This is a genomic window from Longimicrobium sp. (assembly GCF_036554565.1).
GTDB lineage: Bacteria > Gemmatimonadota > Gemmatimonadetes > Longimicrobiales > Longimicrobiaceae > Longimicrobium.
Genome location: NZ_DATBNB010000831.1, coordinates 1 through 1,643 on the forward strand (window position 1 = coordinate 1; position 1,643 = coordinate 1,643).

The window sequence follows — 1,643 nt, forward strand, 5'->3', positions numbered from 1 at the left end:
GCTTCGGCTGGCTTGGCGCGCACGACCGGCTCCCTTCCCCCGCGCCGTTTGCGGGGGAAGGGCTGGGGATGGGGGGCGCCGGGCCCGAGCACCGGGGCCGGCCCTGACGCACCCAAACCCCGAAGTGTACCCCCTCTCCCACGCTGTTTGTGGGAGAGGGTCGCACGCGTGTCAGCGCGGCGGGGTGAGGGCCCCACGGCAGCCGGGGCCTCGGGCTCAATGACCGCTGCCGCGCCCAGGTTTGTACGTGCCCCAGGCCAGATCCTTCGGCCCGCGCGGGATGTGCTGCGGGCCGGTTCGGTGCGCCTGGGCCTCTGGATGACAGGGTGCGGTGCATCTGCTACGGCGCCATCCGGCGGAACGGATCGTTCATTGCTGTGCGGCACCCGATCCTGACGATCGACTCTTGAGCCCATACATCGCCTGACCTGATGGACCGCAGACGTATCGACATTGCACCGCCAAACATCCCCGGCTTCCGCGCCGTTCCGTTCACCGGTGTGATCTACGTGATGGCCGAGGCCTCCAAGCGCGGCTACGCCTACGGCCACCCCGACTGGTGCAACCTGGGCCAGGGGATGCCCGAAACCGGCCCCCTTCCCGGCGCGCCGCCGCGCATCCTGGAGGCGCCCATCAGCACGGCGGACCAGGAGTACGCGCCCGTCGCCGGCATCCCCGAGCTGCGCACCGCCGTCGCCGACCTGTACAACCACCTGTACCGTCAGGGCAAGGCGTCGCAATACACCGCCGACAACGTGTGCATCTGCGGCGGCGGCCGGCTGGGGCTCACCCGCACGGTCGCGGCGCTGGGGGAAATCAACCTGGGGCACTTCCTTCCCGACTACACGGCGTACGAGGAGCTGCTGAACGTCTTCCGCATGTTCACGGCGATCCCCATCCTGCTGGAAGGCACCGACGGCTACCGCTTCGACATGGGGCGGCTGGAGCGCGAGATCATGGGCCGCGGCCTTTCGGCACTGCTGCTCTCCAACCCGTCGAACCCCACGGGGCGCACCATCCGCGGGCTGGAATTGGCGTCGTGGGTAGAGGCGGCGCGGCGGCTGGAGTGCACGCTGCTGCTGGACGAGTTCTACTCGCACTACGCATGGTGCGCCTCGCCCGACGAGGACGGGCTCGTCTCGGCCGCCCGCTACGTGGACGACGTGGACAACGATCCGGTCGTCATCATGGACGGGCTGACCAAGAACTGGCGCTACCCCGGCTGGCGCACCACGTGGGTCGTGGGTCCCAAGGCGGTGATCGAGGCGGTGACGAGCGCGGGCTCGTTCCTGGACGGCGGCGGCAGCCGGCCCCTTCAGCGCGCCGCCGTCGGTCTGCTGGAGCCCGCGGCGGTGCGCGCCGAGACGGCCGCCATCCGCGGCGCCTTCCTTCGCAAGCGGCGCATTCTGCTCGACGGGCTGCGCGACGCCGGCATGCGGCTGGACGTGGAGCCCGAGGGGACGTTCTACATCTGGGCGGACCTGGCGGGCCTTCCCGAGCCGCTGAACGACGGGATGGACTTCTTCCAGGCCGCGCTTGAGGAAAAGGTGATCTGCGTCCCGGGCGAGTTCTTCGATATCAACCCTGGCAAGCGCCGCAGCGGCCGCGCATCGCGGTTCCGCACCTACGCGCGCTTTTCGTTC

The 1,643-nt window shown here is 70.0% G+C and carries 1 protein-coding gene; it reads left to right on the forward strand.

All coding sequences use genetic code 11. The features are described 5' to 3' along the window. Window positions 1-431: 431 nt before the first annotated feature. On the forward strand, window positions 432-1,643 hold a 1,212-nt coding region (locus VIB55_RS23530), incomplete at its 3' end, for a pyridoxal phosphate-dependent aminotransferase (protein ID WP_331879121.1).